We start from the raw sequence: 13,472 nt of genomic DNA, 5'->3' as shown, positions 1-13,472 counted from the left end.
TTGTACGACGGCGGTGCACTCACCACGGACGGCCCGCCCCTCCAACATGATCGACCCAAAGATCATCCCACGCCATCAGCCAACGTGACAGCGCCCTTGTGGAACCACTCACTCCGGGAGCGGTAGCCTCCTGCGGCCGGCTTCGTTCCGGGTTCACCGACCGGGAGGGACAGGCGGTGCCGCAGCGTTCCGATCCCGGCCTCCAGCGTCCGGATGTGTGCCGCCTGGCAACGGCGCGCCAGTGCCCACTGATCGTGTGTGGCCTTGGTGATCGCACCCGCGATCCGCGACGACGACAGCGCCGTCAGGTCCCGCTTGCGCGACGCCCAGGTGTCCGCGCTGTGCTCCAGACCATCCGCGCAGCGAGCCCTGAGATCACGGGAAGCGAGCGCACCCTGATGCTCACCGACCGCGCGCAGGACCTTCTCGTCCTGGGGCGTGAGGTGCCCCAGACGGTCCCGGACCGCCACCCCGCACGGCCCGGACACCACGAAGGATGCGGCCAACCTCCGCACACCACCCACCGCGTCACCCCCTCCCACCAGGCCGGGCACCTGCCATCCAGCCCAACGAGCAGCACCCGCCAAGGTCACCCATCCGGCCCCAGAACCCCCGCAAACCCACCGACAGAACTCACTCCCGCTCACCACAACTCACTTCAGCGCAGCAAACCGGCAACAGCTCGCACCCCCTTCGAAACAGCCCCGAGCATGCCCGCTGATCATGCTGCCGCACCGGGAGACTCCAAGATCGCCGACAGAGTCGAGCTCAGTCCAGGCGGTCGTATGCGCCAGGCTCCCAGTCGGCGAACAGCGTCAACGCCTCCGCTGTCTCGGTACGCTCCGGCGCCGTGGAGGTGGCCGGCCACCAGTTCTCCACCTGATGGGCGTCCACGAGGACAAAGTCCCGGTATCCGTCGAAGTCGCCGGGGTCGTCTGCGACGCCGATGTGGATGGGTGCGTCGTCGGGCAGGTCTTTGAGTGCGTCGCGGAGCTGTGCGGCGTTCCAGATCTGCGGGTTGTGCTCGAAGACTTCGGTCATGGGCACAGAGTGCCGGACCGGGCCGCGTTGCCGGTGGAGACACGGCTGCGCCCCGGGCCGGAGCGCTGATCCGGGGCACATGGCCGGGGTGAAGAACTGATCGCCGGGGGTGAACCGAAGCCCAGCCGCCGAACACCGTACCGGGGTCAGGCGGTGCCGTCCTGGTCGTCCTGTGCCTGGCGGCCTTCCAGCAGCTCGGCGCGGAGCCGGTTCGCTTCGGTGCGGGCGGTCAGCCATGGGGTGAGGTCGGGTCGTTCGGTCCGTGGGCAGACGATGTGGTGGCTGATCTGGCAGACGGCCATGGGCAGTGGTTCGTCGTCCTGGGTGTTCCAGGCGGACCCGCCGGTGTCGACGTGCCAGCGTTGCCGGGGTGGCACGGTGTGGGGGAGGAGAGGTTCGGGGTCTTCGGGCTCGAGGCGGGTCCACCACCCGTAGTAGGTGGGGTGGATGTCCCCGGCGAGTCCGCAGTCGGGGCATTCGGGCGCCGGCCGCGGTCCGGGGATGGCGCCATCACGAACGCCTTGCGCATGGTCTTCGGTTTGTTGGCGGGCGGCCCATTCCGTGGCGGTGAGTGGTGCTTTGGTGTCCCCCATACGGTTCAGGGTCCGGACGGGCTCTCAGGTGCGGTAGGGCGCGATCCGGCCGGTACAGGGGTGGCCCTGGGATGCCGGAGTGGCTGTACGGCGCCACACGGGGCCTGCAGCAGCTCAGCGGCTGATTCGACCCTTGGCTGGTTTGGGCAGGCGTCAGCCCACTGGTGTCGATGTCGACACCGACCGGATCCGGCAGGCGCAGCACGACGCCACACGGGTGCGGGCCATCAACCCCCGTCATCCGCCGCCCGGTCGGACCTCGTTGAACCCACCGAGGCCAGGGGACAGCGCTGAGTCATCGGTCGCCTCCCGTGGACACGCGGAGAGAACCTGACGACTTTCGGCTGTATGCCGAGGTCATCGTTTTGCCCCCATTTTCGATCACGGATGGGACAGATGGGAGCCGCAGTCTCAGGGGTGCTGAGGGATAGGGTGGGGCCTTCCCGTCGGCTCTCCTCGGAGGTGCGTGCCCGGTGTCGGACAGCTTTGTTCACCTGCACAATCACACCGAATACTCGATGCTTGACGGTGCTCAGCGGCTCGGTCCGATGTTCGCTGAGGTCGAGCGTCAGGGGATGCCGGCGATCGCGATGAGCGATCACGGCAACATGTTCGGGGCGTACGAGTTCCAGCAGGTGGCCAAGAAGCACGATGATGTGAAGCCGATCATCGGGATCGAGGCGTACGTCGCGCCGTCTTCGCGGCGTAACCGAAAGCAGGAGTTCTGGGGTCCTGGCGGTGTGCGGGCCATGTCGGACGACGGTGAGGGCTCGAAGGACGTTTCCGGCGGTGGCCGCTTCACTCATATGACGATGTGGGCGCGGAACGTGCAGGGGCTGCGGAATCTGTTCTACATGTCGACGGAGGCGTCGTACACGGGGCAGTTCCCGGCGGGCAAGCCGCGGATGGACATGGAGCTGATCTCTGAACACGCAGAAGGGATCATCGCCACGACGGGCTGCCCCTCCGGGGCGATCCAGACCAGGCTACGACTGAACCAGTACGACGAGGCACGGGCCGTCGCCGGGGCGTACCAGGACATCTTCGGGAAGGAGAACTACTTCCTGGAGCTGATGGATCACGGCCTGGACCTTGAGCGCAATGTCCGCGCGGATCTGCTGCGTCTGGCGAAGGACCTGGACATCCCGCTGCTGGCGACGAACGACGCGCACTACGTGCTCGAGGAGCACGCGGACGCGCACGACAATCTGCTCTGCATCGGTGTGGGCAAGAACAAGGACGATCCGAACCGGTTCCGGTTCAACGGCAGCGGCTACTACCTGAAGACCGCGGCCGAGATGCGGTCGCTGTTCTCCGAACTTCCGGAAGCGTGCGACAACACGCTGCTGATCGCGGAGCGCATCGAGTCCTACGAGGAGGTCTTCGCTCCCGAGGACGAGATGCCACAGTTCCCGGATGTCCCCGAGGGGGAGACCCAGGAGTCGTGGCTGCGGAAGGACGTCCTCAAGGGTCTTGAGATGCGCTACGGCTCTCCGATTCCGGATGAGGTCATGGAGCGGTTCGAGACCGAGATGACAGTCATCGGCCCCATGGGCTTCTCCTCTTACTTCCTCGTGGTCGCCGACATCGTCCAGCACGCCCGGGACAACAACATTCCCGTGGGCCCGGGCCGTGGATCGGCCACCGGCTCGATCGTCGCGTACGCCACGCGCATCACCGAGCTGTGCCCCCTGGAGCACGGTCTGCTGTTCGAGCGGTTCCTCAACCCGGAGCGCATCAACCCTCCGGATGTCGACCTCGACTTCGACGACCGTCAGCGTGACGCGATGGTGCGCTACGTCGTGGACAAGTACGGCACCGAGTACACCGCCATGGTGAACACGTTCGGCAAACTCAAGGCCAAGAACGCGATCAAGGACACCTCGCGTCTGATGGGGTACCCCTTCAGTCACGGCGAGCGGATCACCAAGGCCCTGCCGCCGGACGTGATGGGCAAGAGCATCCCCATCTCCGGGATCTTCGACTCCTCGCACCCCCGCTACGGCGAGGCCGGTGAGATCCGGGCCCTGTATGAGAACGAACTGGACGTCAAGAAAGTCGTCGACGGCGCCATGGGCGTCGAGGGCCTGATCCGCGGCACCGGTGTCCACGCGGCCGCGGTCATCCTCTCCAAGACCAAACTCACCGACCGCATCCCGCTTCACATGCGCGCCAAGGACGGCGTCAAGATCACCGGCTTTGACTACCCCAGCTGCGAGGACATGGGGCTGGTCAAGATGGACTTCCTGGGCTTGCGGAACCTGGGCGTCATCGACCACGCGATCCAGAACATCCGGGAGAACCGCGGGGTCAACCTGACCACCGACACCGTCCCGCTGGGCGGCGCTCAAGGAATCCCGCTGGATGACAAGAAGACCTTCGAACTCCTGGCCCGCGGCGACACCTTCGGCGTCTTCCAGCTCGACGGCGGCGGCATGCGCACCCTGCTGAAGCTGATGGAGCCCTCCCGCTTCGAAGACATCGCAGCAGCCCTCGCCCTGTACCGGCCAGGCCCCATGGCAGCCAACGCGCACACGAACTACGCGCACCGCAAGACCGGCCGCCAGGAGATCGAACCGATCCACCCCGAGCTGAAGGACGCCCTGGAAGGCATCCTCGGCAACACGTTCCACCTGCTCATCTACCAGGAGCAGATCATGGCCATCGCCCGGGAACTGGCCGGCTACACCCTGGGCGGCGCAGACCTGCTGCGCCGGGCCATGGGGAAGAAGAAGCCCGAGGTCCTGGCCGCGGAATGGGACAAGTTCCACGCAGGTATGCAGGGCAACGGGTACTCCGAGGAATCCATCAAGGCGCTGTGGGACGTCATGCTGCCCTTCTCCGGGTACGCATTCAACAAGTCCCACACGGCCGGCTACGGACTGGTGTCCTACTGGACCGCCTACCTCAAGGCCAACTTCCCGGCCGAGTACATGGCAGCCCTCCTCACCTCAGTCGGCGACGACAAGGACAAGGCCGCGATCTACCTGGCCGACGCCCGCAAGCTCGGCGTGCAAGTGCTGCAGCCGGACATCAACGAGTCCGTCGCGAACTTCACTGCCGTCGGCGACGACGTCCGCTTCGGACTGCGATCGGTCCGCAACGTCGGCGAGAACGTCATCGATTCGCTCGTGGCCTCACGCAAATCGCAGGGGAAGTTCACCTCCTTCGGGGACTTCCTCGACAAAGCCGACCTGCCCGCTCTGAACAAGCGTGCCGTCGAATCCCTCATCAAGGCCGGGTCCTTCGACTCGTTGAACCACACTCGCAAGGGACTGTCCGCGATCCACGAGGACGCCATCGACGCCGTCATCCCCGTGAAGAAGGCCGCTGCCTACGGCCAGGACGATCTCTTCGCCGACCTCGGCAGTGACAGCGCCGACTCCGATGCCGGCTTCGGTCTCGACTTCCCGATCGGTGAAGACGAATGGCCGCGCAAGCAGCTCCTCGCCACCGAACGAGAGATGCTCGGCCTCTACGTCTCCGCCCACCCCCTGGACGGAACCGAGCACATCCTCTCCCGCAACCGGGACACCACCATCAGTGAACTCCTCGGCTCCGGCCGCACCGAAGGCTCAGTACGCCTCGCGGGGCTGATCACGAGCGTCGACCGGCGGATGACCAAGCAAGGCAACGCCTGGGCGATCATCAACCTGACGGACCGGGACGGCGAGATGGAGATCCTCTTCTTCCCCGCTGTCTACAACCTGGTCCAGCACGCACTGCTCCCCGACAGCGTCGTCTCCATCGAGGGACGCCTCAACGACCGCGACGGAGCTGTCAGCATCTTCGGCCAGGAAATCCAGGTCCTGGACGTGTCCTCAGCCGAACACGGCGGCCGGCCCCCCGTACAGCTCTCCTTCCTCTCCCACAAGGTGAACGAACCCGCCGTCGAGGAACTCAAGCGGATCCTGTCAGCGCACAAGGGCGAAAGCCCCGTCCGTCTCCAGGTACGCACCCCGCAGAAGACAGTGATCTACGAACTCGGCTTCGAGGTGGACCCCACCTCGGTGGCCTCCGACATCAAGGGCACCTTTGGGCCCGACGCCTGGCTGGGGGTCGCATGAGCGACCACGAGCCCTTACCCGTCCACAGCCTCGACGCAGTCCCCGACTGCCGACGCTGCGACCGGCCAGGGCACCTGCACGTCTCCTTCCCCCATTCCTGGAAGAACCAGAAGGACAAGGACGTGCCGGGGATCCGGGCCTTCGTGCTGTGCTCGAACTGCGATGCCCAAGACCCTGACGCCGCAGAACTCCTCCCGCTCCTCGCGGTCCGCGGCAGGGTCACGCCGGAGAACATCACGGCCTTCACCGACCTGGCCAACGACTGGGTCGAAGCACTGAGACTGCGCCTACCCAACCTGGCCGAACTCGCCGAGGAAGAGAACCTCTGGCAACGCGGCGAACTGTAGCGGCCAGTGGGCCGCAGGCAACGGTGTGATCCAGCAGAACATCCGACGCGCCGTGTGCGCCAGGCCGATCGATACGGCCACCGTCGCGCGGGAAGCGCGCACGTCCCCGCCGCAGGCCCGTTCGACTGAGCTAGCCGCGCTCGGGTTCGTTATGGATGGTCAATGCTCCGGCGAGGTCGAGCTCGGCGACAGTGCCGTGTGCCCCGGCGCGGACGAGCAGCACTGCGCCGAGCGCGGTGCTCCAGAACGTCCTGGCCTCCACGCTGAGCGGTCGACGGGTCCTCCAGCCGCGACTGTCGATGAGCTGGCTCACGAAGCGCTCGGATTGTCGGAACAGCAACTGGAGGTGCTGGTCGACCACGGGGGCGAGTTCGGGCTTGGAGACCCCGGCGGCGAGTGCTCGCGCGACCGATGGGAGCGAGGGCATGGCCAGTACGGCGCGGGCGATGTTGCGTCGAAATGCCGCCGCATCGGGGGCTTGGCGACCGATGCGCTCAATCCGTCGGGCGTCGTGCAGCAAGCCGAGAAAGGCGGCGTGCACGAGCAGCGAGTCCTTGGAGCCGAAGTAGTAGGTGACCTGATTGGGGAAGGCGCCTGCCGCGTTCGCGATCTCCGCGACGCTCACCTCAGCGCCGGGCCGCTCCTTGCAGAGCCGTGCAGTTGCCTCAATCAGCCGGCGCCTCGTCGCGCGACCGCGGTCACGCGACCGAGCCGACGTTGATCGAGCTTCGGTTCGCTTCTTCTCCACACCCAAATTGTATGTGATACAACAAGGCTTCGTTCACTTGTATCGCATACAAGAAAGGTCCAAGGGCATGCACCGGACTGAAGTCGTCGTGACCGGACTCGGCGCGATCACGCCACTCGGTGGAGACGTGGAGTCCACCTGGGACGCCCTGCTTGCCGGCGAGTCCGGCATCCGCGGCGGCGTCCTGCCCGACCATGAGGACGCCGGCCTTCCCGACACCGTCGCGGGGACGATGGCGATCGACCCCGCCGAGTCGCTGCTGCCGGTGCAGGCCAGGCGGCTCGACCGCTCACAGCAGGCAGCCTTCACCGCGGCGGCCGAAGCCTGGGCCGATGCCGGTGCCCCGCGGGTGGACCCGGACCGGCTCGCATCAGCGATCGGCACGGGCATCGGGGGCGTACGGACGCTGCTGAAGGAAGACGACGTACTGGAGGCGGCCGGGATACGCCGCGTCTCGCCACGCACGGTCCCGATGCTCATGCCCAATGCGGCGGCAGCGCTGATCAGTATCGAATACGGCGCGCGGGCCGGGGTCTACACGCCCGTCTCGGCGTGCTCTTCCGGTGCCGAGGCGATCGCCCTGGGGGCCAGGCTCATCCGTGCCGGCGAGGCGGACGTGGTCATCGCGGGTGGAACCGAGGCCGCGATCACCCCGATCACCGTCGCCGGCTTCGCCCAGGCACAAGCACTGTCGCGATACACCGCCGAACCCGCCTCAGCCTCCCGGCCGTTCGCCGCGGACCGCAGCGGATTCGTCCTCAGTGAAGGCGCGGCTGTCGTAGTGCTCGAAAGTGCCGAACACGCCAGCGCCCGAGGCGCGCGCGTCCACGCGGTACTCGCGGGCGCCGGCATCGCCGCCGACGCTCACCACATCACGGCGCCCGCTCCCGACGGCTCCGGTCAGATCTCGGCCATGCGGAAGGCCCTCGCGCAAGCCGGCTTGGCCCCCGAGCAGATCAGCCACATCAACGCCCACGCCACCGGAACGCCGGTCGGCGACGTCGCCGAGGCGCACGCGATCGGGGAGGTCTTCGGCCGCGCCACCGTGACAGCCCCCAAGGCGGCGCTCGGCCATCTCTTTGGTGCCGCCGGCGCAATCGAGGCGCTCATCGCCGTCCTCAGTGTGAAGCATGGCGTCATCCCGCCGACCCGCAACCTCACCGCGGCCGGCGTCGGTCCCGACATCGACCTCGATGTCGTCGCAGAGCGACGAGACGTCCCCCAGGAAGCCGTGCTCAGCAACTCCTTCGGCTTCGGTGGGCAGAACGTCTCACTCATCGTCACCGGCGCACGGCACCACGCTTCCCGTACGGTGTCGACCACACCATGACCCAAACGAACGCACCATTGTCCGTGGAGGGTCGCCGCCGATTGATCGAGCGTTGCAAGACTCGTCCGATCGCGCATGCCGCCGCATAGATGGGGCTTCCCGAGCAACGGCGTCGAAGTGGGTGAACCGGCACCGGCGACACGGCGAACTCGGGTTGGTTGATCGAAGCTCGACGCCACATCATCAGCCGAGTGCGACACCAGTCGACGTGGTCACACGCATCGAGGAGATGCGGCGTGCCCACGGTCGGCCACTCGCATCGCCCACGAGCTCGCCGCCTACGGGATTTTGATCTCGCGCCGTACGGTCACCCGGCACCTGGCCGCCCTCGGTCTGAACCGACGGGAGTTCATCGATCCCAACGGCAAGACCAACCGAGAGCCGCAGACGCCCACTGCTCGACGGCCCGGCCACATGGGGAACGTCGACGTGAACGCCTCTCTGTGATTCTCGATCGTCGTGCCCACCCTGGTGCCGCCGACAGGCTTCTCTCAGGCCACTCGGTCACAGACTGCACACCGCGAACTGCACAACCGGATCTGCCGATGGTCGCCCGGGCTCGCCCGACCATCGGCAGATCCGGTAGACGCGGAGCCCGGCGCAGTACTCCGAATAGGGCCACACCCTGGGCTGCCGGGGACGTTACGGCGAGACCAGCACCCAGAAGCCCGGCCACTGCGTGACGACCTGGCCCTGGCCGACGTCGTTGCCCGCCGGACCGGCCGCGACGCGGGCGTACGCGACTACGTCCTCAACACCCCGGGCGCGGCCCGCATCATTACCGACGCCGTGCACGAACTCACCGCGCTGCGTGGTGCCGCGCACGGTCGCCCGGTCCAGCTCCTGGTGAATTGCCGGTACGGCCGCCACCGAGTCGTTGACCGGACTACGGGAGGACACGCCGGGCGGGAGCGCATCCCCGCTCGGGCGTCGACGGCTTCTACGACTGGGCGGTGGCGTCGGACCGCGGCTTTGCCGGGATGCGCCGGTTCCCGCCCGGAGCTGGTCGGGTGATCAGCCCGGTGCGGGGCGTGTGCGGCGTGCGGTGTGTGCGGACCCCTCCGCTGTGGTGAACCAGAACAGGGCCGCGCACAGGAAGGCCGCTGCCGCGAAGACCAGCGATTGTGTGACGGAGTCGTCCCGCGCGCCGGCGACGAGCGCGCCGGCCGCTGACAGTGCCAGGGCGACCGCCGGCAGCGCACGAGGGCGCCGCGTGACGCCTGGTGCCGCGGCCGGTGGCAGCAACCGGACCGCGAGGCTGTAGCAGGCGCAGGCCAGCAGTGTGGAGCCCAGTACGTCGCTGGGCCGGTGGTGGTAGGTGGCCTGGACGGCGCCGGCGGAGACAGCGAGCCACAGCATGCCGGCCGCGGTGGCGTAGGGGCGGATGCGGGGGGAAGCGACGAGGGTGGCGCCGAGGGCCAGCCCGGCGGGGATGGCTACGTGTCCGCTGGGGAAGCTCGGCTCGATGAGCGAGACGTGCGCGTCCACCAGATCGGGGCGGGGCAGGATCATCCTGGCGAGTTCCTTGCTCCCGAGCGTGACCATGACGATCCCGGTCGCCGCGCAGCCTTGCCACCAGCACCTCCGCACCAGAGTGACGGCCGCGATGACCGCGATGCCCACGAGCAGGGTGGGCATGGCGGTCTGTTCCAGCGGCGGCATGGCCGAGGAACCGTAGGCCGCCCCCGACCAGTCGTAGATCCATGCCGGTTCGGCTCCGTATCCGCTGAGCAGGGCGTTCTCCGCCCGTTGCCCGAACGGGGTGCAGACAGCGATCGCGTAGACCGCCAGGAACCCCAGGAGGCACAGCGGAGCCGAGACCCGTAGCCGTATCGTCCCCGCAGGGCTGGGTTCGGCTGTGGTTCCCGGGACTTGGCCGGGGTCAGGGTGTGTGGACAGGGTCGAGGGATCTTGCTGAGTCATTGCTTTCTCGGTCTTCGTGGGGGAGCGGTGCGGGCCCGCGCCGCTTTGGGCGCAGGTGGGCCGGCAGGCTCTGCCGGCCCACCGGGGGTCTGCTCCTATTCGAGGAGCGCCCGGCTCTGCCGGCGCCGGGCGGCGATCGCCAGGGTCGGGAGGGGTGCGATGAGGAGGAGGAGGACGACCAGGTCCGGCAGGGACCGTATGAACTCGTTCGGCTGGATGACGATCGCCTGTGTGCGGATGAACGCGAACGCCGCGACGGGGACCATCCACCGGTAGTCGCCGGTGGCGGCCGTCGCCACCCACGCGGCGATCAGCGCAGCGACTTCGAGGGCGAACAGGCCGCGTTGGAAGGCCGGACTGACGGAGATGATGTGCAGGCTCCCGGCCACGAACATGGCGAGCACGACGGGGACCAGCCAGCGGTACGAGTGGCGCCGCAGCCGGCCAGGACGGCAGGCCGCCAGCACGGCGCACGCGGTGCACAGTGCCCCGGACAGCACCAGGTCACGGGCCGTTATCGGAGTGCCCAGCCCGTAGTAGCCCAGGCCCGCCTTGCCCTCGTCACCGAAGAACGTATTGCTGTTGGACGTGGCACCGGCGTAGATCATCGCTGCTGCGGCCGGCAGGGCGATCCACGGCTTGCCGCGCAGCAGGGCGATCAGGCAGACCAGCGGCAGCAGCCCGTAGGGCAGGAGCCGTGTCTGCGTGCCGGGACCTTGCGCCCACGGGTACCAACCGGAGAAGTGGAAGGCGATGGCATGCCGGCCGGGATCGATGTGCAGTGCCCAGTGCCACACATCCTGCAGGTACGGCACCAGCGCCAGCGTGGCGAGGACGAGAGCAGTCAGATGGATGCCGTCCAGCCACCACGGCCGGGCCGTGTCGTCGACGACGGCACGGGCGCGGGCCTGCACCCCGGCACGGACCAAGGCGACGACCTCCCGCGGCGGGGGCCAGGAACGGCCGGGATACGCCTCGGACAGGCAGGTCAGCAACTCCTTTCCCTGTCGGGAGCGGTAGGGCTCGGGGTAGGCCGCAAGCAGCAGACGGTTCATGCCGGGGCCACCCCGGCATCCCGCGAGCGCCCGAGGACGACAGCCGCTGCCTGCCGCATCCGCAGCGCCTCCCGGCCGAGCGCCTCGGTGCCGTCCTCCGTGAGCCGGTAGTAGCGCCGCGCCCGCCCGTCCACGATCTCCTCGTCGCCGGCGGCCACCAGCCCGGCCCGCTCCAACCGCTCCAGCGCGCCATAGAGAGTGCCGACAGCGATTCGGAGCCGCCCGTCGGTGGCCTGCTCGGCAGCCTTGATGATGCCGTAACCGTGCAACGGTCCATCCATGAGCGCAGCAAGGATGAAGTACTGCGGTTCCGTCAAGGACGGGTTCCGTCGTGTCATGCGTCGAGCATATATCGAGCTACGAAATATATCTGCCAGCCTTGGGTGATCACCGACAGCGCCTCCACCCCCGCGGCGAGCGTCACCCTGTCCCGGCCGGCGGGCGCGACGGCGGTCTCCTCGACGCGCCCGCGCGGCATCGGCGGATGCTCACCGCGACCTGGTCCGGGCCGAGCGGAGTTCAGGCGTTCTTGGGGGTTGTTGGACCAGATCAGCTTCCAGACTTCGCGGGGGAAGGCAGCGAAGGCTTCTACGGGATCACCCCAACGATCGCCAGGATGCTCGACTGGCTGATCCGGCATCATCCTGAGCAGGCCCACCAGACCATCGCAGAGATCGTCGGAGACGCTGAGCGGCGGTGGAACACGCCACGTGACGTCAGCGCCCGATCCCTCCGCACGGCCCTGTCTCTTGACGGCACCCTCGACAAAAAGACACGCACGGAGTTCCTCGACCTGGCCCTGCCACCCGAGAAAACTCCCTGAACCCGTCAACCGCGCAGCCCAGCAGTCGGTAGCACCGGCTGCTGGGCTTCCGGGCATCCGCACGGAGACAGCTGCTCTTGCTCAGTTTTCACAGGCATTGCAACAGCGCCATGAGAACGTGAGCCCATGGATGCCGGGAGCCGGATAACCCTCGTGGTCGGAGTCGACGAGTCTTGAGACACGTTTTACGCGACACACGCAACTGCGGCCCACGCCGTTGTCGTCTGACGGTGAGTCGGGCCCGTCAGGGCCGTGGAGCGAGAGAGCGGGGCAGGTTGTGGGACGGCGCAAGGGCGGCATAGGGATCGCACTCGTCACGGGTGTGATGCTGGTGGGCGCGAGTGCCTGCGGCGGGGGCGGCAGTCACAAGGCGAGCGGGGAGGACGCAAAGGCGTCGGGCAAGCCGAGCGCGAGTGTCTCGCCGTCACCGACGGAGCCCGCGGGTCCGCCGATGCTGCTGGAGACGATCACGCCACAGACGGGAACCACGGTCGGTGTGGTCATGCCGATCTCGGTGATCTTCACGAACCCGGTGGCGGCCAAGGCGCGGGCCACGGTGGAGAAGCACATGAAGGTGAGTGCCTCGCAACCGGTGACCGGCGCCTGGCACTGGTTCGGCGACAAGCGCGCCGACTGGCGGCCGAAGGCGTACTGGCCCTCCGGTACGACGGTGAAGATCGACGCCGACATGAAGGGCGTCAGCAACGGCAACGGACGCTACGGCGTGCACAGCTACACGCACACCTTCAAGATCGGTGACGACGTGCGCGCGGATGTCTCGGTGACCGGCCACACCATGAAGGTGGCCCGGAACGGCAAGGTGGTGCGCACCCTGTCGATCAATGCGGGCAGCGCCCAGTATCCGACGTGGAACGGCACGATGGCCGTCATCGACAAGCAGGAGAAGGTCCACATGACCTCCTGCAGCGTCGGTATCAGCTGCGACAAGGGCAGCCCCAACTACTACGACCTGACGCTGCCTTGGGACGTCCACCTCACCCAGTCCGGCACATACGTGCACTACTCGACCGGCGACCCGAATCCGGGAAGCGGCAGCGCCCGCGGCTCGCACGGCTGCGTCCACCTGTCCATGTCGGACGCCAAGTGGTTCTACGGCCAGGTGAAGCAGGGCGACCCCGTCACCATCACCGGCTCGCCCCGTGCCAAGGCGCCGGCCGACAACGGCTACGCCGACTTCAACCTGGGATGGGACCAGTGGCTCGCGGGCAGCGCCTACGGGGAGGAGACGACCGCGACGCTGTGACACGCTGCGGTGGCGGCGCCTGTCAGCACCCAATGATGTTGACCGAGAGGCCACCGTCGTACTCGCCCTTCGGGCTGACCAGAAACGGCTGGCCTCCGTGTCCCGCGTGAAAACTCCGGCTCGGTCGGCTGACCTGGGCCGTTTCCCTGCGGGACCGGAGTGCTGCTGGGCGGCATCGGCAAAGGTGCGCTGGAGAAGGCGCTGAAGAACACGATCAAGGCCATCGAGGCGCGCAATCAGGTGTCTCGGGGCTGAGCGGCGCAGTCGGGGCGTACGAGGGC

Annotated in this window: 12 protein-coding genes and 2 pseudogenes; 5 read left to right on the top strand and 9 right to left on the bottom strand. The window is 67.7% G+C overall.

The genetic code is table 11. The annotated features are described in order from the left end of the window. Positions 1-95 precede the first annotated feature (95 nt). The 3 genes and pseudogenes from AB0915_RS28415 to AB0915_RS28405 form a co-directional block, all read right to left on the bottom strand. A pseudogene (locus AB0915_RS28415) lies at positions 96-554 on the bottom strand (IS200/IS605 family accessory protein TnpB-related protein); the annotation flags it as partial. 214 nt (positions 555-768) lie between these two features. Beyond that, entirely contained in the window at positions 769-1,041 is a 273-nt protein-coding gene (locus AB0915_RS28410) for a DUF6225 family protein (protein WP_366693785.1), read from the bottom strand. A gap of 146 nt (positions 1,042-1,187) precedes the next feature. Further along, positions 1,188-1,634: a DUF6083 domain-containing protein gene (locus AB0915_RS28405; RefSeq protein ID WP_366693784.1), complete on the bottom strand. Its 447-nt coding sequence runs from the start codon at positions 1,632-1,634 to the stop codon at positions 1,188-1,190. 473 nt (positions 1,635-2,107) lie between these two features. Between AB0915_RS28405 and dnaE the strand changes: the two genes are divergently transcribed. Continuing rightward, positions 2,108-5,701, top strand: coding sequence for a DNA polymerase III subunit alpha (gene dnaE / locus AB0915_RS28400; protein ID WP_366693783.1), 3,594 nt, complete (start codon positions 2,108-2,110; stop codon positions 5,699-5,701). After that, positions 5,698-6,048 carry a DUF6300 family protein gene (locus tag AB0915_RS28395; protein ID WP_366693782.1) on the top strand — a complete coding sequence of 117 codons (351 nt, stop codon included), beginning with the start codon at positions 5,698-5,700 and terminating at the stop codon, positions 6,046-6,048. The genes dnaE and AB0915_RS28395 overlap by 4 nt, the downstream gene beginning before the upstream one ends. Positions 6,049-6,178: 130 nt before the next feature. Here the strand turns inward: AB0915_RS28395 and AB0915_RS28390 are convergent, their stop codons facing one another. Then, positions 6,179-6,796, bottom strand: coding sequence for a TetR/AcrR family transcriptional regulator C-terminal domain-containing protein (locus AB0915_RS28390; protein WP_366693781.1), 618 nt, complete (start codon positions 6,794-6,796; stop codon positions 6,179-6,181). A 67-nt stretch (positions 6,797-6,863) separates the two neighbouring features. On the opposite strand from AB0915_RS28390, the gene AB0915_RS28385 reads away from it, so the two are divergent. After that, positions 6,864-8,126 carry a beta-ketoacyl-[acyl-carrier-protein] synthase family protein gene (locus AB0915_RS28385; protein WP_366693780.1) on the top strand — a complete coding sequence of 421 codons (1,263 nt, stop codon included), beginning with the start codon at positions 6,864-6,866 and terminating at the stop codon, positions 8,124-8,126. Beyond that, positions 8,123-8,558: pseudogene (locus tag AB0915_RS28380) on the top strand (leucine zipper domain-containing protein); the annotation flags it as partial. The gene AB0915_RS28385 and the pseudogene AB0915_RS28380, both read left to right, overlap by 4 nt. Before the next feature lie 210 nt (positions 8,559-8,768). Here AB0915_RS28380 and AB0915_RS28375 read toward each other — a convergent pair. The 5 genes from AB0915_RS28375 to AB0915_RS28355 all read right to left on the bottom strand — a co-directional run bounded on the left by AB0915_RS28375 (position 8,769) and on the right by AB0915_RS28355 (position 11,762). Further along, positions 8,769-9,026 carry a hypothetical protein gene (locus AB0915_RS28375; protein ID WP_366693779.1) on the bottom strand — a complete coding sequence of 86 codons (258 nt, stop codon included), beginning with the start codon at positions 9,024-9,026 and terminating at the stop codon, positions 8,769-8,771. 114 nt (positions 9,027-9,140) lie between these two features. Beyond that, positions 9,141-10,049, bottom strand: coding sequence for a phosphatase PAP2 family protein (locus AB0915_RS28370; RefSeq protein ID WP_366693778.1), 909 nt, complete (start codon positions 10,047-10,049; stop codon positions 9,141-9,143). Between the two features lie 95 nt (positions 10,050-10,144). Next, positions 10,145-11,104 carry a hypothetical protein gene (locus AB0915_RS28365; protein ID WP_366693777.1) on the bottom strand — a complete coding sequence of 320 codons (960 nt, stop codon included), beginning with the start codon at positions 11,102-11,104 and terminating at the stop codon, positions 10,145-10,147. Further along, positions 11,101-11,442, bottom strand: a complete 342-nt coding sequence (locus AB0915_RS28360) for a PadR family transcriptional regulator (protein ID WP_114248512.1) — start codon at positions 11,440-11,442, stop codon at positions 11,101-11,103. Before AB0915_RS28360 ends, AB0915_RS28365 begins: the two co-directional genes overlap by 4 nt. Next, entirely contained in the window at positions 11,439-11,762 is a 324-nt protein-coding gene (locus AB0915_RS28355) for a transposase (protein ID WP_366693776.1), read from the bottom strand. Before AB0915_RS28355 ends, AB0915_RS28360 begins: the two co-directional genes overlap by 4 nt. Positions 11,763-12,204: 442 nt before the next feature. Between AB0915_RS28355 and AB0915_RS28350 the strand changes: the two genes are divergently transcribed. Further along, positions 12,205-13,191, top strand: a complete 987-nt coding sequence (locus AB0915_RS28350) for a L,D-transpeptidase (RefSeq protein ID WP_366693775.1) — start codon at positions 12,205-12,207, stop codon at positions 13,189-13,191. Positions 13,192-13,472 lie beyond the last annotated feature (281 nt).

This window comes from Streptomyces sp. NPDC048411, assembly GCF_040704695.1.
Lineage (GTDB): Bacteria > Actinomycetota > Actinomycetes > Streptomycetales > Streptomycetaceae > Streptomyces.
This window is presented reverse-complemented; position numbering and strand designations above follow the sequence as displayed.

What these genes read in the sequence shown, in the direction of transcription:
- AB0915_RS28405 (WP_366693784.1), bottom strand. Translation starts at nt 1,634, where the DNA reads ATGGGGGACACCAAAGCACCACTCACCGCCACGGAATGGGCCGCCCGC.
- AB0915_RS28395 (WP_366693782.1), top strand. Translation starts at nt 5,698, where the DNA reads ATGAGCGACCACGAGCCCTTACCCGTCCACAGCCTCGACGCAGTCCCC.
- AB0915_RS28360 (WP_114248512.1), bottom strand. Translation starts at nt 11,442, where the DNA reads ATGACACGACGGAACCCGTCCTTGACGGAACCGCAGTACTTCATCCTT.
- AB0915_RS28370 (WP_366693778.1), bottom strand. Translation starts at nt 10,049, where the DNA reads ATGACTCAGCAAGATCCCTCGACCCTGTCCACACACCCTGACCCCGGC.
- AB0915_RS28410 (WP_366693785.1), bottom strand. Translation starts at nt 1,041, where the DNA reads ATGACCGAAGTCTTCGAGCACAACCCGCAGATCTGGAACGCCGCACAG.
- AB0915_RS28385 (WP_366693780.1), top strand. Translation starts at nt 6,864, where the DNA reads ATGCACCGGACTGAAGTCGTCGTGACCGGACTCGGCGCGATCACGCCA.
- AB0915_RS28365 (WP_366693777.1), bottom strand. Translation starts at nt 11,104, where the DNA reads ATGAACCGTCTGCTGCTTGCGGCCTACCCCGAGCCCTACCGCTCCCGA.